The organism is Exiguobacterium antarcticum DSM 14480 (assembly GCF_000685865.1).
GTDB classification, from domain to species: domain Bacteria; phylum Bacillota; class Bacilli; order Exiguobacteriales; family Exiguobacteriaceae; genus Exiguobacterium_A; species Exiguobacterium_A antarcticum.
This window is the reverse complement of record NZ_JMKS01000003.1, coordinates 210,931-235,678: the sequence shown is the minus strand read 5'-3', so window position 1 is coordinate 235,678 and position 24,748 is coordinate 210,931. Positions and strand designations below refer to the sequence as shown.

Genomic DNA, 24,748 nt, shown 5'->3' with positions numbered 1-24,748 from the left:
TTCTCATTGTGGCTGTTTTTTTCAATAAGGAGGAATTCATCATGCTAACGAATCGTAACATCCTATTATGTGTCGGAGGAGGAATTGCCTCGTACAAAGCAGCTGCGTTAGCCTCTAAGTTAGTCCAGGCAGGGGCGAATGTCCAAGTCGCGATGACGAAAAATGCGCAACAGTTCGTCGGGAAAACGACGTTTGCGGCGTTGACACGGAAACCGGTCTATGACGATGTCTTCATCGAGCATGATGCATCCAAGATTGCGCATATCGATTTAGCAGATGAAGCCGATTTGATTGTCGTTGCACCAGCAACAGCCAATCTGATTGCGAAACTAGCGAATGGAATCGCAGACGACTTCATCACGACGACGATTTTAGCCGCAACCTGTCCGGTCGTCGTTGCACCGGCGATGAATGTCAATATGTTAGAACATCCGGCGACGGTGCGAAATATGGAACGGCTGATGGCAGACGGAGTCCAATTGATCGCACCAGGCGTCGGGAATTTGGCGTGCGGATGGATCGGAAAAGGCCGTTTACCTGAACCGGAGGAATTAGTCGAGACCTTGTCTGGTTTGTTTCAAGCGAAAAAATTAGAAAATCGTCACGTGTTGATCAGTGCCGGTCCGACGATTGAACGGATTGATCCGGTTCGTTATTTGACGAATGATTCATCTGGAAAGATGGGAATTGCATTAGCAGAAGCCGCACGTGATGCGGGCGCACTGGTGACGCTTGTCCATGGTCCAATTCGGGGAACACTGCCTTCTGGCATCACGACAATTGACGTCGAGTCAGGTGACGAGATGTTAGAAATGATGTTAACGCATTATGACCAGCAAGACCTTGTCATCATGGCGGCTGCGGTCGCGGATTATCGACCAACCGTCACTTATGATCGAAAACAAAAGAAAATCGATGGACCGTTACGGATTGAGCTAGAAGAGACGACCGACATCTTACGCACACTTGGGGAACGGAAGACGACACAAGTTCTTGTTGGCTTTGCAGCTGAAACGGAAAATCTGGAACATCATGCGCAGCAAAAATTAATTCGAAAACAGGCGGATTTCATCGTGGCGAACGATGTTTCACGGGCAGACATTGGTTTTTCAAGTGATGAAAATCAAGTGACCGTATACGGAAAAGACGAGACGGTCACCCCATATGCGCAACAGTCAAAAACGACATTAGCCCAAAACTTGATCAAACAGTTTGCTGAGGCATTACGATGATTGCTGAAGTCATCGTCGATGTGGCAGCAGCGACGGTCGATCGACCATTCGACTATGAAGTGCCAGCATTATGGCAAAATCTTGTTGTACCGGGTATGCGAGTCGAAGTTCCATTTGGTCCACGCGCATTGCTTGGAATCGTCGTGGCGGTCAAAGCGGAGACGGAACTCGCCCGGACGAAACCGATTGTCCGTGTGCTCGATGAAACGCCCACCTATACGGAAGAGTTACTGCAGTTGTCATCTTATTTAGCGGAGACGACGCTTTGTTATCAGGCGACTGCATTACTTGCGATGTTACCGGCTGCCTTGAAAGTCAGTTATGATAAACTGATTTTGACGGAGAATCCACGATTGTCCGCCTGGAATCATAAAAAAATCAGTCAGTTTCCAAGCGAAGTCCAACAACAAATCTTACTGGCTGCACAACAAGGTGAACTTCAATTACAACCTATCGTCAAAGAAAAAAAGACGACCAAAACGGACAAACGCATCCGGCTGCTCGATGGAACGATCGAATTGTCAAAACAAGCAACGAAGCAGATTGTGCTTCGTGATTATCTGATGGAACGGCAGGAAGTCCTCTGGAGTGAAGTGATGCATGAACTCGATTTGACGGTCAGCATCATCAACAGTCTAGAAAAAAAAGGGGTCATCGGGGTGGAGACGATTGATGTCAACCGCAATCCCTATGAACATCTGGTTCAGGATATTTTTGTCCCGTCGATGTTGACGGACCACCAACAACAGGCCGTCGACGCGATCACTCGACCGGATGAGACAAGTACCTTCTTATTGCATGGTGTGACGGGAAGTGGAAAAACGGAAGTGTATCTGGAGTCGATTCACACGATGCTTGAACGTGGACGACAAGCGATGTTGCTTGTCCCGGAAATCAGTCTGACACCGATGATGGTCAAACGATTCAAACGCCGGTTCGGGGAACGGGTCGCTGTTCTCCACAGTGGTCTGTCGTTAGGTGAGAAGTATGATGAATGGCGTAAGATTGCCCAAGGTGAAGTCGACGTCGTCGTCGGGGCACGATCCGCGATTTTTGCACCGTTGACGAACATCGGTGTCATCATTTTAGATGAGGAACATGAAACGACATACAAACAGGAAGAAAATCCGCGATATCATACACGGGACGTCGCCACCTGGCGTGCGGCCTATCACCGTTGTCCCGTTGTTCTCGGAAGTGCGACACCGATTCTTGAAACGTATGCCCGTGCTCAAAAGGGTGTCTACCGGTATTTACCCCTCAAGGAACGGTTTGGGGGAGAACTTCCCCCTGTTGATATCATCGATATGCGCAAAGAACTCGAGCGTGGGAATCGAACACCGTTCAGTCTTCCGCTTATCGAAGGAATCAAACGACGGATTGAACGGGGCGAACAGACCGTTTTGTTACTGAATCGTCGGGGTTATACGACGTTTGTCTTGTGCCGGGATTGCGGAGAAACACTTCAATGTCCGCATTGTGCTGTCAATTTGACCTACCATCAACATCAAGATTGTCTGAAGTGCCATTATTGTGGTTTTGAGGCTCAAATGCCAAAAACCTGTCCGGCGTGCGAGTCGAAGAAAATTCGTCAGTTTGGTACCGGCACACAAAAAATCGAAGAAGAATTAGCGCATTTGATTCCGGAAGCAAAAATCATCCGGATGGATCAGGATACGACGTCGCGAAAAGGGGCGCATGAAAAATTGCTCAATGCCTTTGAACGCGGTGAAGGAAATATCCTGCTCGGAACACAAATGATTGCCAAAGGTCTGGATTTCCCGAATGTGACGTTAGTTGGTGTGATCGCGGCGGATGCAACACTTGGAATCCCTGATTTTCGGGCCAGTGAGCGGACGTTTCAACTGATCACCCAAGTGTCAGGACGGGCAGGACGGGGGGCGCTCGCTGGACAATCCATCATCCAGACGTACAATCCAGAACATTACGTCATTCAAACCGCTAAACAGCATGATTATGAAGCGTTTTACAAACGTGAGATGCAACTTCGGAAACTCGGGGGTCATCCGCCGTTCTGGTTTTTAGGATTGATTACGATTTCAGCGGCACATCCGCTCGAAGCGCAGGCGGAAGCAGAAGCAATTGCTTTGGAACTCCGGCACTTGGAGTCCGACGATCTGATTGTCAATGGTCCACTTGAAGCACCGCTTGCACGATTAAAAAACATGTATCGGCAACAAGTCATTTTAAAACATAAAGGTCAAGAAGACGTGCGGGAGGCACTCCGCGCGATGCTTGCATTACGCATCAAACAAAAAGTCCAAGTAACAGTGGATTTAAATCCATTTGTATTCATGTGAGGTGGCAGTATGTATAAAGTTGTAGAAGTACCAAATGACGTATTGCGTCAACAATGTCAACGCGTCACGAAATTCGATAAAAAGTTAGCTAAGATGATTGATCGGATGTTTGACACGATGTATGAATATGACGGTGTAGGACTTGCGGCACCGCAAATCAATCAGCCGATTCGTGTTGCAGTCGTCCATACGGATGATGAAACCGGACCGGTTGAGTTGATCAATCCGGAAATCATCGAAGCAAGTGGTTCAGAAATCGATGATGAAGGCTGTCTTAGTATGCCGGGGATTTTCGGTCCGGTCGAACGGTTCGAGCAAATCGTCGTCAAATCCCAAGACCGTCTCGGGCGAAGCATAAAAATTAAGGCAAATGGCTTTTTTGCACGTGCGATTCAACATGAGATGGATCATTTAGACGGAATCCTGTTTACCGATAAGCTCGTCGAAAAACCACGCGTCGTCTTTATGGGCACACCGGAATTTGCTGCGAATACGTTACGAGAAGTCATCGATGCCGGATACGATGTAGTGGGGGTTGTCTCTCAACCGGATAAACCGGTCGGGCGTAAACGTGAAATTAAACCGACACCGGTCAAGGAAGTGGCGCTGGCTCATGACATTCCAGTTTTGCAGCCGATTAAAATTCGTGAAGACTATCAGGCTTTACTCGACTTGAAACCAGATCTGATCATTACGGCAGCTTATGGACAAATCGTTCCGACTGCGGTTCTTGAAGCACCACGATTTGGCGCGATCAATGTCCATGCCTCGTTGCTTCCGAAGTATCGAGGTGGTGCTCCGATCCACCAGGCCATCATCGACGGGGAAACCGAGACAGGCGTCACGATCATGTATATGGTCGACCGTCTCGATGCCGGCGATATGTTGTCAAAAATCATTGTCCCGATCGAAGAACGGGATACGGTTGGAACGATGTTTGATAAACTTAGTGCCGCTGGTGCCCGACTGTTGATTGAGACGTTACCGCAGTTGATTGCGGGGACGTTGACACCGGAAGCACAGCGAGAAGAAGATGTGACGTTTTCTCCGAACATCAGCCGGGAACGAGAACGACTCGATTTCTCACGTCCAGGGGAAGACCTTTACAATCAGATTCGCGGCATGAATCCTTTCCCGAGTGCCTATACGACACTTGGTACGGACCGGTTGAAAGTCTATTTTGCAGAAAAAGTCCCAGGAACCGGTACGCCAGGAGAAATCATTGCGCTTGAAGCAGACGGTCCGGTCATCGCGACAGGATCAGGAATGGCTCTGAAATTGACGGATTTACAACCAGCGGGCAAAAAACGGATGGATGGCACGACATTCATGCGAGGTGTCGGACAGACACTCATGATCGGACAGAAAGTAGGCGAACAAGCATGAACGTCAGAGATGCAGCAGTCACAACATTATTGAAAATCGGACAAGGTGGGGCTTTTTCCACGATTTCCGTCCACCAGATGCTCGAGAAACGAGCCATTGCCAAAGCCGATGTCGGTTTATACACGGAACTCGTCTATGGCACGCTCAGCCGTGAATTGACACTCGACTATATTTTAGAACCATTTTTAGCGTCTCAAAAAAAATTAGACCCGTTCATGCGTCCGTTGCTTCGGATGAGCGTTTATCAACTGTTTTATCTTGACCGGATTCCTGATCACGCTGTCATCAATGAAGCAGTAGAGATTGCCAAGACTCGTGGCAAGCCACATATCGCCAAAGTCGTCAACGGTGTTTTACGGAATGTCTTGCGAAAAGGGAAACCTAATTTTTCGACGATATCCTCTACCGTACAGCGAATCAGTATCGAGACCAGTCATCCGGCATGGCTCGTTGAACGGTGGATTGAATTGTTTGGAGAAGACGAGACATGGCAGATGTGCCGTCTGAACAATGAACCGGCACCTGTAACGGTTCGTGTCAATCAAAGACGGGCAGACAGACAAGAAATGATTCAATTATTAGAAGAACAGGGTGTCATCGCGAAACTAGCGCATGCGGCGCCAGATGGACTGGAAATCATCAGTGGCAGTGTCCAACAAACAGACTTACTGGAGCGGGGCTATCTGTCACTTCAAGATGAAAGCTCGATGCTGGTCGCATCTGCTGTTGGTGCGCAAGCGTCTGATCGGGTATTGGACAGTTGTGCCGCGCCAGGCGGGAAGGCCATGCATATTGCGGAAGGATTGACGACAGGTTCTTTGTTCGCACTTGACCTTCATCCCCATAAAGTGAAATTACTTGAAAAACAAGCGAAGCGATTGGGTCTAGAGACGGTTCAGACAGACGTACTCGATGCACGACAAGCGGGAAGCCGTTTCGACCCAGCATCGTTTGATCGTATTCTCGTTGATGCACCGTGTTCAGGACTTGGTGTGATTCGCCGGAAACCTGATATCAAATGGACAAAACGTCCGGAGGATCTGACACAGTTACCGGTCATTCAACGTCAGATCATTGAAGCCGTCCTCCCACTCGTCAAGACCGGTGGAACGTTTGTCTACTCGACCTGTACGATGGATCCGCTCGAAAACGAACAGCAGACGGAGTATATCCTCAGTCAAGGGTTTGAATTTGATGAAGGTTTCAAAACGCGGATGCCGGAATCGGTCCAATCTTTGATTGGTGAACGGGCAGAATTGAAACTCTTGCCGACGACGCTCGGAACGGATGGTTTTTATATCGCTGCCTTCAAAAAAACGATTTGAAGAATGGATGATCAGAAACGAAGAGGAGGACGGGTATGGAGTTAGCTTATTTGACGACGACCGGAAAGGTCCGTTCAAAAAATGAAGATACTGTCTTGTTGGTAGGGGATGCGAAACAAGGATTGGCAGTTGTTGCAGATGGTATGGGCGGGCACGCAGCTGGTGAGACGGCGAGTGCGATCGTTCGACAGATTTTTGCAGAGGCCTATACCGAGATGCCGAACCGACCGATGGAACTGTCTTCTTGGATTGAACAATTGGTGAAAGAAGCGAATACGCAAATCCTACGTTTTTCTAAAATCGAGAACTTATCAATTGTCGGGACGACGATGGCCTGTGTCTGTTGGTCAGATAATCTGCTCGTCATTGGTCATGTCGGAGATAGTCGGGTGTATGCGCTCGAAGAGGGACAGCTCAAACAACTGACCGACGACCACTCGTATGTCAACATGTTGAAACAGCTAGGCGAATTATCGGAAGCGGAGCTTGAGAATCATCCCCGTCGTAATGTCATCACACGATCGGTTGGTTCGAATGAATCCGTTGATGTCGACATCCAAGTCCGAGACGCACCAGATTATGACATCGTCTTAGTCTGCAGTGACGGATTATCGGATGAAGTCCCCCACGACGTGATGCAGCGACTCCTAAAAGCAGATGAGTCGCTCGAGACAATCGTCGAACGTTTAGCATCAGAGGCAAATGAGCGGGGGGGCGCAGACAACATTACGATTGCTGCAATCCGTTTTAAAGAAAGAGAGAGGATCTGAATATGCGTTACGGAGATCGATTGAACGACCGCTACCGCATAGAACGGTTAGTTGGAAATGGCGGAATGGCAAACGTTTATCAGGCATATGATGAAATCTTGAATCGAACTGTCGCAATCAAAATTTTACGTACTGAGTTTTCACACGATGAACAATTCATTCGGCGATTTGAACGAGAAGCACATGCTGCGACAAGTTTAAATCATCCAAATATCGTTGCGGTGTATGATGTAGGGGAAGAAGAAGCCATTTATTATATCGTGATGGAATACATCGACGGGATGACACTGAAAACCTATTGTGAAGGTCAGGCCTTACCAGTGTCAAAAGCGATTGACATCATTCGTCAGATTTGTGATGCGATTGACCACGCGCATGCGCATCGGATCATCCATCGCGACATTAAACCACAGAACATGCTTGTCCGTGAGGATGGGACCGTAAAAGTTACGGATTTCGGAATCGCCGTCGCCATGTCAAATGCAACCTTGACGCATACGATGTCTGTCTTAGGATCGGTTCATTACTTTTCACCAGAACAGGCAAAAGGAAAATTTGCCGATGAAAAATCAGATATTTATTCGCTGGGAGCTGTCCTGTATGAACTCGTGACCGGACAAGTTCCGTTCGAAGGCGATTCGCCGGTGGCTGTCGCCTTGAAGCACCTTCAAGACACAGCACGGCGACCGACGGCACTAAATCCTGCCGTCCCACAAGCACTCGAGAATTGTATCATGCAAGCCTTGGCGAAGGCCCCACACGATCGACAACAGTCAGTCGCAGCGTTCAAGGAAGACATGATAACCGCGATGTCTGCCGAGCGAGCAAATGAAGGGATTCGCGGAGACGATCAAATGGAACAAACGATGGTACTCAGCCCGGTTTCCCTACCGACAGAAGATACTGCACAGACAGCATCGATCCCGAAAGTCGCAACCGTCACTCCGAAACCGGAAAAGAAGAAAAAACGCGGCTGGTGGTGGGTCTTGCTGATTCTTTTATTAGTAGGGGGAGCGGCGACCACGTTTGCGATGTGGCCTGATCCGACAGTCGTTGTTCCGGATGTGGCAGGGGAAGATGCGGATGAAGCAGAAACGACACTTGAGAAACTAGGTTTTCTCGTCGAGTCGACCGAACGCTCAAGTGATACGGTGGAAGAAGGTTTCGTCATCAGTCAATCTCCACGCGAGAAAGCAACCGTCAAAAAAGGTTCGACCGTCAATCTTGTTGTTTCGACAGGAAGTGATCCGGTTGAAGTTCCGGATGTGACAGATGAGACAGAGAAAAAAGCCATTGCCATACTTAAGGATAGTGGATTTGAGAAAGTCGATATCGAACGAGAAGAGTCAGAAGACATCAAACGTGGGAACGTCATCCGACAGTCGATTTCAGCTGGAACAGAAGTCATTGCCAAAGAACAGATGATCACGATCACGGTTTCAAACGGATCGTCGACGTTTGTCTTAAAGGATCTGACAGACTTGTCGAGCGCCGAAGCGAAAGCTTATCTTGACGAGACGGGACTAGACGGAACGTTTGAACAAGAATTCTCAAGTGACGTCGCGCTGGATCAAGTGATTCGACAGTACCCGCAAGCGGGCGCGCAAGTGGAACCCAATGATTCGGTGACCGTCTTCATCTCACGTGGCGAAGAAGAAAAAACGGTTACGGCTACATTCCCTGAAAAAGTGGTGTATGATGGCATCAGTGAAGAAGAAGAACCCGCTCCTCGTCAAGTCATCCGGATTGAAACGGAGGACGCGAAGGGCAAACGAACAGTCATCGAAGAATCGATTGATCAAGATGAAACATTTGATGTTCCGTTGACGATTGATCCAGGTGACGAAGGAAAGATTACGATTTATAAAGACGATGAAGTATATCGCTCCAAAACGATTACGTACAATCAGGCAAAATCACAAGAATAATGGGCAGGAAAATAATCCTGCCAACAGGAGGGCACAGGATGGCAGAAAGTCGAATCGAAGAAAATCGGGATGGGACGATTATTCGTTTGCAAGGTGGATTTTATGATGTCATGACACCTCAGGGTGAAATTCGATCACGGGCACGTGGTAATTTCAGAAAACGAGGCATCAGTCCGGTTGTAGGGGATGAAGTCGTGTTACACATCGAAAGTGAAACAGGATACATTTTGGAAGTAAAAGAACGGCAAAATTTCTTAGTCCGACCACCGGTTGCGAACATCGATCAAGCACTTTTGGTCGTCTCAGCAGCAGAACCCGATTTTTCTGCACATCTCCTTGACCGCTTTCTTGTTTTGATTGAAGCGAAGGACATTCAGCCGATCATCATCTTGACGAAGATGGATTTATTGCAGGGGAAAACAGCACAGGAAGTAAACGAAGCGATTGCTGCGTATCGAAAAATTGGTTATCACGTGGTCGAGACTTCAAGTGAGACATTGCTTGGTGTCGAACTTGTTCGTCCACTACTCAAGGATAAGACCAGTGTCTTGGCCGGACAGTCCGGCGTAGGTAAAAGTTCATTGTTGAATGCCTTAGAACCGGCGTTAGCGCTTGAGACGAGTCATATCTCAAAATCACTTGGACGCGGTCGGCATACGACGCGCCACGTGACGTTGATTCCACTTGGTGAAGGATTGATCGCCGATACACCTGGTTTTTCGAATCTCGATTTCCCACATGAGATGGAGCTTGAGGAATTACGGTGGTGTTTCCCAGAGTTCGTTGCTTTACAAGATGACTGTAAATATCGAGGTTGCCTTCATCTGAATGAACCGGGGTGTGCGGTCAAGGTTGCCATGGAAGCGGGCGAAATCATGCCTTCCCGGTATACGAATTATGGTATGTTTGTAGAGGAAATCAAGAATCGGACGCGGAGGTATTAAGATGATTAAAATCGCACCATCAATCTTATCAGCAGATTTTGCAAACTTAGAGCGGGACGTTAAAGCCGTTGAAATGGCCGGAGCGGATTATATCCACTTCGATGTCATGGACGGACAGTTCGTTCCGAATATCTCGTTTGGTCTACCGGTCTTAAGCAGTTTGCGTCAAAAAACAGACATGGTTCTCGATGTTCATTTGATGATTGACCGTCCGGAAAACTTCGTCGAAGCATTTGTTGCGGCAGGGGCCGATATCGTGACGTTTCATGTCGAAGCAACGAATCATGTCCATCGTGTCCTTCAACAAATTAAAGCAGCGGGAGCTAAGGCTGGGGTAGTACTCAATCCACATACGCCCCTTTCAGCGATTGAGCATGTGTTAGAAGACGTTGATATGGTCCTATTGATGACAGTTAATCCAGGTTTCGGTGGTCAAGCATTTATTCCGGGTGTCATGAAAAAATTAAAGCAACTGGCCGCCTTGAAAGCAGAACAAAATCTATCATTTGAGATTGAAATCGATGGTGGCGTCAACGCCGAGACGGCGAAGTTATGTATCGAGAACGGTGCAAACGTCCTTGTTGCGGGATCCGCCATCTACAATACACCGGATTATGCAGAAGCAATCACTAGTATTCGGAACGCTGCTCACGTATAATAAACAAGAAATCAAAATTAAATGATGACCGCAAGGGGTGTCGCGTCAAGCGGCTGAGAGAAGTGATCGGACTTTAACCCTTCGAACCTGTTCCGTTCAGACGGACGTAGGGATGTGGCGCACGCAGGCAGTACGGCGTCCGTCGTACTGCCTTTTTGCCGTCCTGCGATTTTATTTTTAGGAGGAAAAAGAATGAAACGGCTACAAATGTTAATGGAAATTGCAATCTTTGCAAGTCTAGGGGTTGTCTTTGATTTATTGATCCCGTTTAAAATGCCTCAAGGTGGTTCTATCAGTTTGGCAATGTTGCCGATTTTCGTGATGGCATTTCGTCATGGTGTCGTTGGTGGTGTCGTGACGGGAGCTCTTGTCGGGACCATTCAATTGATGTTTGCCCCACAAATCCTGACGGTCGTTCAACCGTTACTCGATTATACGATCGCCTTTGGTGTCGTCGGGTTGAGCGGACTGTTTGCCCGACAAGTCAAAAAAGCAGCAGCGGATGGGAAAAATGGACGTTTGATGACGATTGTTCTCATTGCGACGTTGCTTGGTGCAGGCTTACGGTATGTCTGTCACGTCATCAGCGGCATCGTGTTCTTTGCCGAATACGCAGAAGGTCCGGTCGTGCCGTATTCACTGATTTATAATGCGACCTACATGGTTCCGTCTTATCTACTATGTGGAATTGTTGCTGGTCTCTTGTTTACGACGGCGCCACGACTTCTTCGTTATTCGGCACGAGGTGTCTGATGCGGATCATCATCGTCGCAGCCGGTCCGTCGGAAGAGGTGCCGCTACTAAAACCGTTTTTATTCGAAAACACACGTGTCATCGGCGTCGACGGGGGCATTGCGACCTTGGTGGATCAAGGCATCGACTTTGACCTGGCGATCGGTGATTTTGATTCACTTGGTCATATACCGACGGGAGCTATTTTGCATCCTGCTGAAAAAGATGAGACGGATTTGGAATTGGCGTTACGGTATGTCTATGAACACTATGAAGTCACGGAATTGTTAATCTTTGGCGCGACGGGCGGGAGGATTGATATGACACTTCAAAATGTGTATTTGTTAAAACAATTCCCCGAAGCGCGCCTTGTGACGAAACAGGCAGATGTACGTTTTTTGCCCGAAGGACGTTATGAAATCGAAGCGGAACAGTATCATTACTTGTCCTTCATTCCACTTGTTTCGACAGTCTTGACGCTCTGTGGCGTCAAATATCCATTGATGGAGCAGACCGTTCCAGTCGGTGGTTCATTGACTGTCAGTAACGAATGGACCAGACAAAGAGTGGCGGACATCCGTGTTCAAAAAGGTGAGATCCTCATGATCAGAAGTCTTGCCGATTAACAGAGAAAACGGGGCTGACTCATAAGTCAGGTCAAGATCAATCCTTGAGACGGACGGTTCCGTCCTCCATCAATCAAATGGCCGCTGATTCCATCTTTTCACGGAATCATCGGCCATTTCTATGCAAATTCTTATTGTTCACGAAGGAAAAGGGAGGTGGATTTCCGAATCAAACACCGGAAATCCACCTCCCTTCATTCCTTTTAATCGAGAGACGGTCCTCACTTTTGAGTCAGCCCCGTTTTTTTGAGATGAATCATCATTGGTCCAACGTAGAACTGGCAGCTTGCCGTTCCGTCTGTGCTGCAATATGTTTTCCTTTGACGAACAGATGGTAAGAAGCCCATGTCAGAAGGAAAAAGGGAACGCCGATATACAGCGCGATCCGTTGATCTGCCTGAAACGCCAGACTGATCAAGACAAGCATGTTCAATGAAAAGGATAGAATCGGTAAAATCGGGAAGAACGGTGTTTTAAACTTCAGCTCGCTGACCGAATGACCGTCTTTAATGAATTGACGGCGGAAAGCGATTTGTGAGGCGGAAATCGAAATCCAACCGACCTGTGCCCCGAGTCCTGCGAGTGACAATAACCAGATGAAGACGGTATCTTCGGCGAAAAAAGCGGTCAGGAGCGATAACATGGCAAATAGCATCGTAAAACATAACGCCCGCATCGGAACGCCACGTGAATTGACGATCGCAAGTCTTTTCGAAATCATCCCTTCTTGTGACATCGACCATAACATCCGGGTCGCGGCATACAGACCAGAGTTTCCGACCGATAGTAAGGCAGTCAAGACGACGATATTCATCAAATCTGCTGCATACGGGATTCCGATGGCATCAAAGACCATGATGAACGGACTGCTGATCCCACTTGCGGTTTCATACGGAATCAAGGCACCGATGATCGTGATCGAGAGGACAAAAAAGATGAACGTTCGCCAGACCGTATTGCGAATGGCTTTTGGAATCGATTTTTCGGGATCACTCGATTCACCGGCAGCGACACCAATCAATTCAGTCCCTTGAAAAGCAAAATTGACGGCAATCATCGTCGTCAACACGCCGAGCACGCCGTTCGGGAACCAACCGTTTGCCGTAAAGTTCGCAAATAAGGTTTCTGGACGTGCGGCGGTCATATCGATCCAACCAAACCAAGCGGCTCCCCCGAGCGCGATGAAAAAGAGAATGGCGAGGACCTTCAAACTCGAAAACCAAAATTCTGCTTCCCCAAACGCTTTTGCCGAGACGGCATTGAGACCAAATAAGATAACGGTGAAAAGGGCACACCAGATGACGATTGGTGTGTCCGGGAACCAACGTCCCATCAAACTGCCGGCGGCTGTAATTTCAAGCGCCACCGTCACGGCCCAGCCTAGCCAGTAGATCCAACCGACGGCAAAACCGATCCCCGGCCCGATGAACCGGGTCGTATACGTCTGGAACGAGCCCGATACCGGCATGTGCACGGCCATTTCCCCTAAACATAACATCGTCAGATACATGATGGTCCCACCCACGATGTAACTGAGGACCGCCCCCAGCGGTCCAGCTTGCGAAATTGTCAATCCAGAACCGAGGAACAATCCTGTTCCGATGATGCCGCCAAGCGAAATCATGAAGAGATGCCGGCTTGTCATTTCTCTTTTTAACTGCATGTTGACCCTTCCCCCTTGAAAAAAATAACTGCCCACTTATTGTAAGCGTTTTCAAATGTTCCGACAATTAGTTTATGAGAAAAATAAAAAAAGACCAAAAAAAGAACCGGAAGGGAAGATTCCCATCCGGTTACTGCGTCTTATACGCGTTCGACTTTACCTGATTTGAGCGCTCGAGCTGAAACCCAAACCTTTTTAGGTTTACCGTCAACGAGGATACGTACTTTTTGTACGTTGATTCCCCAAGTGCGTTTCGTTTTGTTCAATGCGTGTGATCGGTTGTTTCCCGACTTCGGCGATTTCCCAGTAACGTAGCATTTACGTGCCATGCGTTCCGCCTCCTTTTATGTTGTTTTGCGTTCGTCCTAATAGACACTTTGCTATCTTAGCATGCTGTTAAGACGGTTGCAACATAAAAAAAGTAGCTGACAAGAAAAAAACTTGACAGACAACCTCAAAATTTAAAATAATGAATGAGGATGATGGTAAAAGTTCATTTGACCGCTACTATTTTTCACTTATTCATTGTATAGTCAGTACGGCGACTTTTCAATAGTAGGTCCTTATAGTAGAATTATGAGAAGAACAGATTAATAAAGGGGGCTACACAGGTGGCGATCGAGATGAAAACGACCTATGGAAAAATTGATGTAGACAATGATGTCGTCGCGCAACTTGCGGGCGGAGCAGCTATGGAATGTTTTGGTGTCGTTGGTATGGCATCCCAATCCCAAATTAAAGACGGACTTGCTGAATTGCTCAAACGAGAAAATTTTGCACGTGGCGTCATCGTACGACAAGCTTCTGAGCAGGTTCATATCGATATGCATATCATCGTGAGTTATGGAACAAAAATTTCAGAAGTCGCAAACAATGTCCAAAGCCGTGTGAAGTATTCACTCAGCCAGGCACTTGGTTTAGAAGTAACATCTGTCAATATTTTTGTCCAAGGAGTCCGCTTGACGAATGTCTAAGGCGGGAATAGAGGAGGAAATTTTAGTGAGCGTAGATCGTTTAACAGGAGCGCAACTGGTCAAGATGATCCAGAATGGCGCAGCGAATCTCTATCAAAATGCGGATTTCGTCGATTCGCTGAACGTTTTTCCGGTCCCAGATGGTGACACGGGAACAAACATGAACTTGACGATGACATCCGGTTCAAAAGAAGCATCAAAAACAACAACAGACTCTGTCTCTGAAGTCGCCACGGTTTTTGCACGTGGTCTTTTAATGGGAGCACGTGGAAATTCTGGTGTCATCTTAAGTCAATTGTTCCGTGGTTTCTCGAAGTCGATCGAAGGAAAAGATGCGATCAACACAAAGGAATTTGCAGACGCGTTACAAAAAGGGGTCGATACAGCGTATAAGGCTGTCATGAAACCAGTCGAAGGAACAATCTTGACCGTTGCCCGTGAGACAGCTGTTGCGGCAATCGCTCAGTCCGAGACGACAACGGATCTTCTTGAATTAATGCGTGGCATCGTCGAATCATCAAAAGTATCACTCGAAGGCACACCAGATTTATTACCTGTACTTAAAGAAGTCGGCGTCGTCGATTCAGGTGGTCAAGGACTGGTCTGCATCTATGAAGGGTTCCTCGCGACACTCGAAGGCAAAGAGTTAGAGAAACCACATGCTCCAGTCATGGAAGCCCTCGTCGAAGCAGAGCATCATAAATCGGCTCAAAGCTTCATGTCGACGGAAGAAATCCATTACGGGTACTGCACAGAAATCATGGTGCGATTCCAAGACGATAAATTGGCAAACACACCGTTCAGTGAGGAAGCGTTCCGAAATGAGTTAGCGGAATTCGGCGATTCCTTGTTGGTCGTTGCAGACGAAGAATTGTTGAAAGTCCACGTCCACGTCGAAACGCCAGGCGAAGTCATCACAAAAGGACAACGTTTTGGTGAACTGGTTGCCGTTAAAATTGAAAACATGCGTCAACAACACTCGACGATCCTCGAAGAAGAGGGTGTCAATCAAGTGGCAGCACCGGTCGCGACGAAAGCAAAAGCCCAGTCGGCGCTCGTCACGGTAGCGATGGGCGAAGGTATCAGCGAACTCTTTAAGTCGCTTGGTGTCAGTGTCGTCATCGAAGGTGGACAGACGATGAATCCGTCAACGGAAGATATCGTCAAAGCGATTGAAGATGCACATGCGGAGCATGTCTATGTCTATCCGAACAACTCAAACATCATCATGGCGGCAGAACAAGCGGCATCGGTTGCGTCTTGTGGTGTGACGGTCGTCAAATCGAAGACCGTTCCCCAAGGATTAGCAGCGACAATCGTCTACAATCCGGAAGCGACGGTCGAAGAAAACGAACGTCATATGATGGATGCGATCGCCGCGGTCAAGTCAGGTCAAGTAACGTATGCGGTTCGCGACACGAGCATCGACGGCATTGAGATTAAAAAAGATGATCATATGGCGATTGCGGAAAAACAAATCATCGCAACGGATCACTCGAGCCTTGGAGCCGTCAAAAAATTGGTTGATATCCTCGTCACGGAAGACGATGAGATCATTACCGTGTTGTTTGGCGAAGGGGTAACGCAAACGGAAGTGGACGAACTCGTTGCGTATATCGAATCGGTTAATCCAGAAGCGGAAGTAGAAGTCCACGACGGGAAACAACCACTTTATTCTTATATTTTAAGCGTCGAATAATATAAAACGTGAACGTACCTTTTCACACATCCCACCATCTGCGATAATAGAGGTGGGATTTTTGTTTTTAAACGAGAGGGGGAAATAAGATGAAGTACCGGAGTGTATTTGATATCATCGGTCCGATCATGGTCGGACCATCCAGTTCGCATACGGCGGGGGCAGCACGAATTGGCTTGATGGCGGGGAAATTATTTGGGGAGTTACCAACAGATATTACAATTACATTTTATGGGTCATTTGCAGATACGTATCGGGGACACGGAACGGACGTCGCGATTATCGGAGGGGTATTGGGGTACGATACGTTTGATGATCGGATTCCCGAATCGATTAAGATTGCGGAACAAAAAGGGATTCGGATTCATTTTGAGACGAGTGAAGCGTTGACGGATCACCCGAATACAGCACGTGTCCATCTGACCGATGGGCAAGCAGAGTTTGAACTCGTCGGGATTTCGATTGGTGGGGGCACGATTGAGATTACCGAACTGAATGGGGTACCGTTACGCCTATCCGGTGGTGGACCTGCCTTAGTCGTGTTGCATCATGATCGCTTCGGAGCGATTGCAGCCGTGACTAGTATCTTGGCAGATTATGAAATCAATATCGGACACATGGAAGTCTCGCGACACGAAAAAGGGAAACAGGCCTTGATGGCGATTGAAATTGATGATCGGATGCCAAGCGCTGTACTCGAAGAAATCAATCGGTTACCACAAGTGGAACGTTCTGTCATGATGGGAGAGTGAAGAGATGTTTAAATCCGTAAAAGAACTCGTCGCACTTGCGATGGATAAAAATGTACCGATTTCAGAAATCATGATTGAGCAGGAAATGACGGTCCGTCATTTAGAACGGGACGAAGTGTTGGGCATGATGGAACGGAATCTCGAAGTGATGGAAGCGGCAGTTGAACGTTCGTTGACAGGTGACGGTGTTGAATCCGTTACCGGTCTGACGGGGGGCGACGCCGTGTTGCTACAACGGTATCGGGCGAGTGGCAAAGGATTGTCTGGTGATTTATTGCTGGATGCAGTCAGTAAGGCGATTGGAACAAATGAAGTCAACGCGGCGATGGGGAAAATTTGCGCGACTCCAACAGCCGGTAGTGCGGGTGTTGTCCCCGGGACGTTGTTTGCGGTGAGAGAACGTTTGAATCCAAGTCGAGAACAGATGTTACGCTTTTTATTCACATCCGGAGCGTTTGGATTCGTGGTTGCCAACAATGCCTCGATTTCCGGTGCGGCCGGAGGGTGCCAGGCAGAGGTCGGTTCGGCAACGGCGATGGCTGCTGCTGCAATCGTTGAAATGGCGGGAGGGACACCGGATCAATCAGCCCATGCCTTTGCGATCGCTCTAAAAAACATGCTCGGACTCGTCTGCGACCCAGTGGCAGGACTTGTTGAAGTACCGTGTGTGAAGCGGAATGCGATGGGGGGCGCAAATGCTCTTGTTGCTGCTGATATGGCGTTAGCCGGAATCACGTCACGGATTCCTTGCGACGAAGTAATCGGGGCGATGTATGAGATCGGACAAATGATGCCGTCAGCGTTACGTGAGACGGCAAAAGGTGGGCTCGCGAACACACCGACCGGGCGCTGGCTCGAATCGAAGATTTTTGGAGAGTTATCGAATGAATCCATTAAGTAAGGTAACAGAACTAAAGGGAGTCGGGCGTGATTTAGCCCGGAAACTAGAAGAAATGGATATCCTGACGATTGCGGACGTGCTCGAGCACGTCCCGTTTCGTTATGACGATTTTGTGACCGGCAGTTTGACGGAAGCGATTCATGAAGACAAAGTCAAATTTACCGGACAAGTACAATCAGAAGCGCTCGTTCGTTACTATGGAAAAGGGAAAAACCGCTTGACGTTCCGGTTGCTAGTCGAAGAACGGTACAGCGTCACGGTGACGATGTTTAATCGTGCCTTTTACAAGGAACAATTGAAACTGGGAGAAGAAGTGACGGTCAGCGGGAAATGGGATTTACACCGGATGACGATTTCAGCGACGGAGCTTCAGTTCGGGGCGATTGAAGGCGAATTGACGCCTGTCTATTCGTTGAAAGGTGATATGCGGATGAAGACGTTTCGCCGCGTCGTCGAATTGGCCTTTGCGGAAAGTGTGTCCTTAGAAGAACGGGTTCCGGATCCGATTCGGACTACATACCGGTTACTGGACCGGATGACGATGTTGAGACGACTACACTTTCCGGTGACCCGTCAGGATCTCACGACGGCCCGGCGGAGTTATGTCTATGAAGAATGTCTCTATTTTCAACTGAAGTTACAGACACTTCGCCTGGGAAAACGAAAAGGACAAGGCATCGCCTTACCGCTCTTTCAACAAGAGATTGACCAGTTCATCAACCGGCTACCGTTTCCGTTAACCGGTGCCCAACAACGTGTGACGGAGGAAATACTAGCGGATATGCATCGGTCAGAACGAATGAATCGTCTGCTCCAAGGGGACGTCGGGAGTGGGAAGACGGTCGTGGCCGCCATCGCCTTATTTGCGACGGTCCGTGCAAATAAACAAGGAGCCTTGATGGTACCGACGGAAATTCTAGCGGAACAACATGCCTCATCCTTAGCGCCCTTACTGGAACCGCTCGGAATCAAGGTTGGATTATTGACGAGTTCGGTCAAAGGGAAAAATCGTCTGCTGTTGCTAGAAGCTTTGCGACAAGGAGAAATCGATGTTTTGGTCGGGACACATGCCTTGATTCAAGATACCGTCGTCTTTCAAAATCTCCATCTTGTCATCACGGATGAACAACACCGTTTTGGGGTCGAACAACGGAAACGACTTCGGGCGAAAGCCGAGCAAGCGGATGTTCTTTACATGACGGCAACACCGATTCCACGGACGCTAGCGATTTCCGTGTTCGGCGATATGGATGTTTCAATCATTGACGAGATGCCAGCAGGAAGAAAAGAAATCGAGACGTATTGGGCTAAACCGGAACAAATCGATCGTGTGTTTGGGTTTGTCGAAAAAGAATTGCTGCTCGGTCATCAAGCTTACATCATCACGCCATTGATTGAGGAATCTGAGTCGCTTGATGTACAAAATGCGATTGAACTGCATCATCTGTTAACCGAACGTTTTTCGACGCATCGGGTCGGTCTGATGCATGGACGCCTCAGTTCGTCGGAAAAAGAGGACGTCATGCAGGCGTTTAAAGACAATCACGTTCAACTTCTCGTCTCGACGACGGTTGTCGAAGTGGGGGTCAACGTTCCGAATGCCTCAATCATCGTCATTTATGATGCGGAACGGTTTGGTTTGGCTCAACTACATCAGCTACGTGGCCGTGTCGGTCGCGGTGCCGCTCAATCTTTTTGTATCTTGATTGCGGATCCTTCCTCGGATACGGGGAAAGAACGGATCAAAACGATGACGGAAACGAATGACGGCTTTAAGTTAGCGGAAAAAGATTTAGAGTTACGGGGTGCCGGTAATTTTTTTGGAACAGAACAAAGTGGATTGCCACGGTTTATTTTGACCGATCCAGCACTTGATATTCAAGTCATGGAAACGGCTCGAAATGATGCTGTCCGTTTGCTCCGATCGGATGCCTTTTGGCAACACCCCGAGTATGCCGTCTTAAGACGGTATATCGAGCAACAAGGTTTGCTTGACGGAGAAAGAATTGAATAATACTTGAAAGTGAACAACAAGGGATATATACTACTATTAGTACCAGGTAATAATGGTGGTCATCCTTCTTGTGGGAGGAACGTACATGCGGGTACCTAAAAAAGAACGACAAACTGAACTACAGCATACAATTGAACAAAATCCGTTCATCACCGATGAAGCGTTAGCAACACGTTTCAACGTCAGCATCCAGACGATCCGATTGGATCGGATGGAGATGAAGATTCCAGAATTACGCGAACGGATTAAACATGTTGCGACGGAACGACTGGATGATGTGCGTACGTTAACTGAAAATGAAGTCATTGGTGATATGATTGACCTGAAACTCGATACATCGGCGATTTCGATCTTAGAAATTCTACCGGAACATGCGTTTAGCCGAAATGCCATCGCGCGAGGACATATTTTATTTGCGCAAGCCAATTCACTTGCGATCGCGTTGATTGATGATGAACTGGCATTGACGACAAAAGCCAATGTCCAGTTCACCCGGTCCGTTCACGTGGGAGAACGTGTCGTGGCGAAAGCCTTCGTCAGTTCTCATCGTCAAGATGGACGGTCCGACATCAGCGTCGAAAGTTTTGTTGGCGATGAGTGTGTGTTCATCGGTGAATTCACCGTGTATCGGAGCAGTAAGGAGGAGTCCAGATGATTTTAGCAGTAGACGCGATGGGGGGCGACCATGCTCCCCGCGCCATCGTAGAAGGAGTCGTTCAATTTTTAGCAGAACGTCCCAAACAACAACTCGAGATTCGCTTAGTCGGAGATGAGTTGAAATTGCGTTCATATGACATCAAAGATCCGCGGGTGACGATTGTTCATGCCCCCTCTGTCATTACCGGAGAAGACGAACCGGTCCGTGCCATCCGGCGAAAAAAAGACAGCTCACTCGTAGTGGCTGCAAACCTGGTGAAATCAAAAGAGGCAGATGCCTTGATTTCAGCAGGCAATACGGGAGCACTCATGACAGCCGGATTGTTTGTGATTGGTCGGATCGAAGGGATTGACCGTCCGGCACTTGCGCCGACGTTCCCGACACGAAACGGAAAAGGTGTCGTCATCTTAGATGTCGGTGCCAACCCGGATGCGAAAGCAGAACATTTGCTCGATTACGCAATCATGGGCTCTGTCTACGCAGAACAAGTAAGAGGAATCGATCGACCGAAAGTCGGATTGCTGAATATCGGCTCAGAAGCCGGCAAAGGGAATGCATTGACGAAAGAGACCTATCCATTACTTGAGACAGCGCCGATTCATTTTGTAGGAAATATCGAAGCGCGAGACGCGATGAGTGGGGATGTGGATGTCATCGTGACAGAAGGTTTTGCTGGAAACACCCTTTTGAAAAGTACAGAAGGGGCTGCTAGCATGATCATGGGGATGATGAAGGAACAGTTCATGAGTTCACTCAGTTCAAAAATTGCTGCGTTCATTTTAAAGCCAAAGTTAAAGAAGATGAAACAACTCCTCGCCTACGAAGAATATGGCGGAGCCGGATTGTTCGGAATTGCTGCGCCTGTGATTAAAGCACACGGATCGAGTAACGCCTATGCGTTCAGTCGTGCGCTGGCACAAGCAGAACAGATGGTCGAGCAACAAGTGGTCTCAAAAATCATCGAGGCAAAGGCGACAAAAGAAATCTAAAGGGGTGAGACGGATGGGTAAAACGGTTTGGATGTTCCCTGGTCAAGGCTCACAAATGCCAGGAATGGGACAAACACTCGTTCAACAGGACGAGACACGTCAAGCGTTAATGGATCTTGGTACACGTATCGGTCTTGATTTGACGGATTTACTGACGACGGGGACAAAAGACGACTTGAAATCGACGGAAATCGCACAACCTGCGATCGTCGCACACAGCACATTACTTGCGAACCGTTATGCGGCACTTGGTCATCGGCCAGACTTCGTACTCGGACATAGTGTCGGAGAGTACAGTGCCCTCGTTGCGGCGTCGGTTTTGACAGCGAGTGAAGCGGTTTACCTTGTTCGGGAACGCGGGAACTTAATGAATCGAGTCAAAGGCGGAACGATGGCAGCTGTCATCGGCTTGGATGATGTAGAGGCAGCCCATCATGCAATTGAATCAATTGCAGCGACGGGAGAAATCGTACAAATCGCCAATTATAACTGTCCGGGACAATTCGTGATTTCGGGACAAGTCGCAGCCGTTGAGACAGCGACAGCGAAATTAAAAGAACTCGGTGCGAAACGTGTCTTGCCACTTGATGTATCCGGTGCATTCCATTCTTCATTGATGACACCGTTCGCACCTCGTTTTGAAGACATCCTGGTCTCTTCGCCTTTCCAAGCAGCAAAAACGAAGTTCATCTCGAATGTCGATAACGATTTCCACGATCAGCCGGAAGAACTCATTCGTCTACTCGTCCAACAATTGTATTCGCCAGTTCGTTTTGAGGCATGTGTTGAAAAGCTGATTGCAGAAGGCGCGGATACGTTCATCGAATTTGGTCCGTCTTCACCACTTAGTGGACTCGTCAAACGTATCAAAAAAGATGTCAAGATCGTCAGCATCACGACGCTTGAGCAACTAGAAGCGGAGGCGATTCGTTGAATAAGGTAGCCCTCGTAACAGGTGCATCACGCGGTATCGGCGCTGCGATTGCAAAACGTCTGGCGGCGGATGGTTTCCGAGTCGTCATCAACTATGCCGGAAATACGCAAAAAGCAGAAGAAGTCGTATCGGCAATCGTCACTTCAGGTGGTGAAGCCATCGCGGTCCAGGCGGACGTCGCCGATGCGGAGCAAGTCAAAGGGTTGCTGAAGACGACGCTCGATACGTATGGACAGCTTGACTGTGTCGTCAATAATGCCGGCATCACACGCGACGGTTTATTGATGCGGATGAAAGAAGCCGACTTTGATGCCGTCTTGAACACGAACTTAAAAGGTGCATTCCTCGTCACACAAGCGGCGACGCGACCACTTCTAAAATCGAGTGGCCGAATCATCAACATCGCGTCGGTTGTCGGCATCACGGGGAATCCGGGTCAAGCCAATTATGTCGCGGCGAAAGCAGGATTGATCGGTTTTACGAAGTCGGTCGCACGTGAACTGGCAAGTAAAGGGGTCACGGCAAACGCGATTTGCCCGGGGTTCATCGAAACGGATATGACGGACGAATTGACCGAGGAACAACGGAATCAAACACTTGGTCAAATCCCGTTAAAACGATTTGGGCAGACGGAAGAGATCGCTTCCTTAGTCAGCTTCATTGCTTCAGACAACGCCCGTTACATCACTGGCCAAACCTTGGCGGTTGATGGCGGCATGACGATGTAATTCATAACTGTGGTAGTACTTTGCCAAATCGGCAATCATCTTATATACTCAACTCATGGAGGGATTTTCAAATGACAAAAGAACAAATTTTAGTAGACGTACAAGAAGCAATCGCAGAAAAATTAGGGAAAGAACAAAGTGAAATCACACTCGACAAATCGTTTAAAGACGATCTTGGTGCCGATTCACTTGAAGTGATGGAACTCGTCATGGATCTCGAAGACAAGTTCGAAATCACAATCGAAGATGACCAAGCAGAAAACTTGAAGACGGTTGGCGATGTCGTAAGCTACATCGAAACACAAGTCTAAATCATCAGGCTAGACCCACCGTGGTATTTGCGGTGGGATTTAGCTGTTTAGGAGGCATTATGACGAATCCAAAAGGACGTCGTGTCCGCAAAGGACCTTATGTAAAACGGCGAAAAGACTCACGGGCATTAGCTCAAATCGAACAAAAGTTTGACGACTTACAAACACGGTTGGACATTCATTTTTCAAATGTCGATCTGTTAAAACAGGCTTTCACCCACTCGTCGTTTGTCAATGAGCAACGAGAATCAGACGGTGACAATGAGCGTCTCGAATTTTTAGGGGATGCGGTGCTAGAACTGACAGTCTCGCGATATCTGTTTCAACACTATCCGGAACGTTCCGAGGGGGAATTAACAAAGCTGCGTGCGGCAATCGTCTGTGAGCCGTCACTCGTCCAGTTCGCGAATCATTACCAATTTTCTGAAATGATTCTACTTGGTAAAGGGGAGGAACTGACAGGTGGTAGAAATCGTCCGGCATTACTTGCGGATGTGTTCGAAGCCTTTATCGGTGCCTTGTATCTTGACCAAGGAATCGATGCAGCAGAACGATTCCTCGCCGAAGCGGTTTTTCCGAAAGTGGCATCTGGTTTTTTTGAAGAACAAACAGATTTCAAAAGTCAGCTCCAAGAAGCCATCCAACGGGTCGGTCTTGGACAGATTGAATATGAAATCATCGAAGAACGTGGTCCGGCCCATAGTCGCGAATTTATTTCACGGGTCCATGTGTCTGACAAGTTAGAAGGGATCGGAACGGGTCGTTCCAAAAAAGAAGCAGAACAACAAGCTGCCAAACAGGCGTTGCTTGTGTTAAAAAATAGTCTGTAAACAAAAAAAGGCATCCATTTTGACATGGAATGCCTTTTCTTGTGTCACCTTCAGACGGTTTTCAAAGATTTTAATTCGTCGACAATCGCATCGACTTCTGCAAGTGACAACGATTCCCGCATCATGACGAAGTCATAAATCTCTTTTAAGTCGTCATTTTTTGTACCGTCGAACTGTTCAGCCTTGATGACCCCTTTGTTGATAATATTCAATTTATCCAAAATTGCCTCAATCATTTGTTCAATCGTCATGTCGTTAAAATCTCCTCTTCATCTCTTTATACTTAACGTTACCATAAAAGCTACCATTTTGTAGACCTTTCGGCTATGGTAAACTAAAAGAAAATTAAAAGAAATTTAAACATATGGGTGGT

Annotated in this window: 24 protein-coding genes and 1 riboswitch; of the genes, 21 read left to right on the top strand and 3 right to left on the bottom strand. The window is 47.9% G+C overall.

What is annotated here, in order from left to right; translation table 11 throughout:
- The first annotated feature begins 41 nt into the window (after window positions 1-41).
- The 10 genes from coaBC to P404_RS0102230 all read left to right on the top strand — a co-directional run bounded on the left by coaBC (window position 42) and on the right by P404_RS0102230 (window position 11,922).
- Window positions 42-1,232, top strand: a complete 1,191-nt coding sequence (gene coaBC, locus P404_RS0102275; protein ID WP_014970731.1) for a bifunctional phosphopantothenoylcysteine decarboxylase/phosphopantothenate--cysteine ligase CoaBC — start codon at window positions 42-44, stop codon at window positions 1,230-1,232.
- Window positions 1,229-3,553 carry a primosomal protein N' gene (gene priA, locus P404_RS0102270; RefSeq protein WP_026829884.1) on the top strand — a complete coding sequence of 775 codons (2,325 nt, stop codon included), beginning with the start codon at window positions 1,229-1,231 and terminating at the stop codon, window positions 3,551-3,553. The genes coaBC and priA overlap by 4 nt, the downstream gene beginning before the upstream one ends.
- A 9-nt stretch (window positions 3,554-3,562) precedes the next feature.
- The gene (gene fmt / locus P404_RS17285) at window positions 3,563-4,939 is read left to right on the top strand and encodes a methionyl-tRNA formyltransferase (protein WP_014970729.1); all 1,377 of its coding nucleotides are present in this window, start codon (window positions 3,563-3,565) and stop codon (window positions 4,937-4,939) included.
- Window positions 4,936-6,264: a 16S rRNA (cytosine(967)-C(5))-methyltransferase RsmB gene (rsmB, locus tag P404_RS0102260; RefSeq protein ID WP_026829883.1), complete on the top strand. Its 1,329-nt coding sequence runs from the start codon at window positions 4,936-4,938 to the stop codon at window positions 6,262-6,264. Before fmt ends, rsmB begins: the two co-directional genes overlap by 4 nt.
- A 35-nt stretch (window positions 6,265-6,299) precedes the next feature.
- Window positions 6,300-7,034, top strand: a complete 735-nt coding sequence (locus P404_RS0102255; protein ID WP_014970727.1) for a Stp1/IreP family PP2C-type Ser/Thr phosphatase — start codon at window positions 6,300-6,302, stop codon at window positions 7,032-7,034.
- Between the two features lie 2 nt (window positions 7,035-7,036).
- Window positions 7,037-8,962, top strand: a complete 1,926-nt coding sequence (gene pknB, locus P404_RS0102250; protein ID WP_014970726.1) for a Stk1 family PASTA domain-containing Ser/Thr kinase — start codon at window positions 7,037-7,039, stop codon at window positions 8,960-8,962.
- Window positions 8,963-9,000: 38 nt separating this feature from the next.
- Window positions 9,001-9,906 (top strand): ribosome small subunit-dependent GTPase A, encoded by a 906-nt coding sequence (gene rsgA / locus P404_RS0102245; RefSeq protein ID WP_014970725.1) that lies wholly within the window; start codon window positions 9,001-9,003, stop codon window positions 9,904-9,906.
- A gap of 1 nt (window position 9,907) precedes the next feature.
- Window positions 9,908-10,564 (top strand): ribulose-phosphate 3-epimerase, encoded by a 657-nt coding sequence (gene rpe / locus P404_RS0102240; RefSeq protein ID WP_014970724.1) that lies wholly within the window; start codon window positions 9,908-9,910, stop codon window positions 10,562-10,564.
- Between the two features lie 23 nt (window positions 10,565-10,587).
- Window positions 10,588-10,694: riboswitch (TPP riboswitch) on the top strand.
- A gap of 62 nt (window positions 10,695-10,756) precedes the next feature.
- Entirely contained in the window at window positions 10,757-11,317 is a 561-nt protein-coding gene (gene thiT / locus P404_RS0102235) for an energy-coupled thiamine transporter ThiT (protein WP_014970723.1), read from the top strand.
- Window positions 11,317-11,922 (top strand): thiamine diphosphokinase, encoded by a 606-nt coding sequence (locus tag P404_RS0102230; RefSeq protein ID WP_014970722.1) that lies wholly within the window; start codon window positions 11,317-11,319, stop codon window positions 11,920-11,922. Before thiT ends, P404_RS0102230 begins: the two co-directional genes overlap by 1 nt.
- 259 nt (window positions 11,923-12,181) lie before the next feature.
- Here the strand turns inward: P404_RS0102230 and P404_RS17280 are convergent, their stop codons facing one another.
- Complete coding sequence (locus tag P404_RS17280) at window positions 12,182-13,585, bottom strand: amino acid permease (protein WP_014970721.1); 1,404 nt, start codon at window positions 13,583-13,585, stop codon at window positions 12,182-12,184.
- 140 nt (window positions 13,586-13,725) lie between these two features.
- Window positions 13,726-13,914 carry a 50S ribosomal protein L28 gene (rpmB, locus tag P404_RS18155; protein WP_012370787.1) on the bottom strand — a complete coding sequence of 63 codons (189 nt, stop codon included), beginning with the start codon at window positions 13,912-13,914 and terminating at the stop codon, window positions 13,726-13,728.
- Window positions 13,915-14,196: 282 nt separating this feature from the next.
- On the opposite strand from rpmB, the gene P404_RS0102215 reads away from it, so the two are divergent.
- From P404_RS0102215 to rnc, 11 genes are all read left to right on the top strand, one after another.
- Entirely contained in the window at window positions 14,197-14,559 is a 363-nt protein-coding gene (locus tag P404_RS0102215) for an Asp23/Gls24 family envelope stress response protein (protein WP_014970720.1), read from the top strand.
- 25 nt (window positions 14,560-14,584) lie between these two features.
- A complete protein-coding gene (locus tag P404_RS0102210) occupies window positions 14,585-16,258 on the top strand; it encodes a DAK2 domain-containing protein (protein WP_026829882.1) in 1,674 nt (557 codons plus the stop codon).
- 89 nt (window positions 16,259-16,347) lie between these two features.
- Window positions 16,348-17,010 (top strand): L-serine ammonia-lyase, iron-sulfur-dependent subunit beta, encoded by a 663-nt coding sequence (sdaAB, locus tag P404_RS0102205; RefSeq protein ID WP_014970718.1) that lies wholly within the window; start codon window positions 16,348-16,350, stop codon window positions 17,008-17,010.
- 4 nt (window positions 17,011-17,014) lie between these two features.
- Window positions 17,015-17,911, top strand: coding sequence for an L-serine ammonia-lyase, iron-sulfur-dependent, subunit alpha (sdaAA, locus tag P404_RS0102200; RefSeq protein ID WP_014970717.1), 897 nt, complete (start codon window positions 17,015-17,017; stop codon window positions 17,909-17,911).
- Window positions 17,895-19,925, top strand: a complete 2,031-nt coding sequence (recG, locus tag P404_RS0102195; RefSeq protein ID WP_026829881.1) for an ATP-dependent DNA helicase RecG — start codon at window positions 17,895-17,897, stop codon at window positions 19,923-19,925. Before sdaAA ends, recG begins: the two co-directional genes overlap by 17 nt.
- Before the next feature lie 85 nt (window positions 19,926-20,010).
- On the top strand, window positions 20,011-20,580 hold the full coding sequence (gene fapR / locus P404_RS0102190; protein ID WP_014970715.1) for a transcription factor FapR: 570 nt from the start codon (window positions 20,011-20,013) through the stop codon (window positions 20,578-20,580).
- On the top strand, window positions 20,577-21,572 hold the full coding sequence (gene plsX / locus P404_RS0102185) for a phosphate acyltransferase PlsX (protein ID WP_014970714.1): 996 nt from the start codon (window positions 20,577-20,579) through the stop codon (window positions 21,570-21,572). Before fapR ends, plsX begins: the two co-directional genes overlap by 4 nt.
- 13 nt (window positions 21,573-21,585) lie before the next feature.
- The gene (gene fabD / locus P404_RS0102180; RefSeq protein WP_014970713.1) at window positions 21,586-22,506 is read left to right on the top strand and encodes an ACP S-malonyltransferase; all 921 of its coding nucleotides are present in this window, start codon (window positions 21,586-21,588) and stop codon (window positions 22,504-22,506) included.
- On the top strand, window positions 22,503-23,234 hold the full coding sequence (gene fabG, locus P404_RS0102175; protein WP_014970712.1) for a 3-oxoacyl-[acyl-carrier-protein] reductase: 732 nt from the start codon (window positions 22,503-22,505) through the stop codon (window positions 23,232-23,234). The genes fabD and fabG overlap by 4 nt, the downstream gene beginning before the upstream one ends.
- Window positions 23,235-23,305: 71 nt before the next feature.
- The gene (acpP, locus tag P404_RS0102170; RefSeq protein ID WP_012370777.1) at window positions 23,306-23,545 is read left to right on the top strand and encodes an acyl carrier protein; all 240 of its coding nucleotides are present in this window, start codon (window positions 23,306-23,308) and stop codon (window positions 23,543-23,545) included.
- 59 nt (window positions 23,546-23,604) lie between these two features.
- Window positions 23,605-24,375 (top strand): ribonuclease III, encoded by a 771-nt coding sequence (rnc, locus tag P404_RS0102165; RefSeq protein ID WP_034773956.1) that lies wholly within the window; start codon window positions 23,605-23,607, stop codon window positions 24,373-24,375.
- Between the two features lie 50 nt (window positions 24,376-24,425).
- On the opposite strand, the gene P404_RS0102160 is transcribed toward rnc, so the two are convergent.
- Complete coding sequence (locus P404_RS0102160; protein ID WP_014970710.1) at window positions 24,426-24,626, bottom strand: DUF1128 family protein; 201 nt, start codon at window positions 24,624-24,626, stop codon at window positions 24,426-24,428.
- Between the last annotated feature and the right edge of the window lie 122 nt (window positions 24,627-24,748).